This window comes from Mycobacterium sp. (assembly GCF_008709575.1).
GTDB lineage: Bacteria > Actinomycetota > Actinomycetes > Mycobacteriales > Mycobacteriaceae > Mycobacterium.
Genome location: NZ_VYIK01000535.1, coordinates 1 through 548, shown reverse-complemented (window position 1 = coordinate 548; position 548 = coordinate 1). Strand labels below are relative to the sequence as shown.

Genomic DNA, 548 nt, shown 5'->3' with positions numbered 1-548 from the left:
GTGCGGCCGTTCCTGAAGTACCAGATCATCGCGGTGACCACACCGGGCAGCCCGCTGTCCAAAGGCGTCCCGACAGCTGCGCAGCTGCGCGCGCAGGACTGGATGCTGGGACCGTCGGCGGGCAGCGTGGACGGCGAGATCGCAGCCATCTTGGGGGATTTGGCGATTCCGGAGTCGCAGCAGCGGATTTTCCAGAGCGACGCCGCCGCCCTCGAAGAGGTGCGGCGGGTCGGCGGCATTACGCTGACGGTCGGCTTCGCGGTATCCAAGGACCTTGCCGCCGGGCGGTTGATCCACGTCGCCGGGCCGGGACTGCAGCTGTCGGGCGAGTGGTGCGCGTCGACACTGGGGCCCTCCGCCCGGCAGCCCGCCGTATCAGAGCTCATCCGGTTCATCACCACGCCGCGGTGTACTCAGGCGATGATCCGGGGCACCGGGGTGGGAGTGACCCGGTTCCGCCCCAAGGTGCACGTCACGCTGTGGAGCTGAGCTACGGCTGGCCGGGCAGCAGCCGCACCATCAGGGCGTGCACCTCGGCCAGCAGGGTG

At 69.7% G+C, this 548-nt stretch carries 1 protein-coding gene; it reads left to right on the top strand.

Going from position 1 to position 548, the window contains the following annotated elements:
• Positions 1 to 489, top strand: a 489-nt coding sequence (locus tag F6Q13_RS20020) for a LysR substrate-binding domain-containing protein (RefSeq protein WP_293060160.1), incomplete at its 5' end; no start/stop codon positions are given.
• Positions 490 to 548 lie beyond the last annotated feature (59 nt).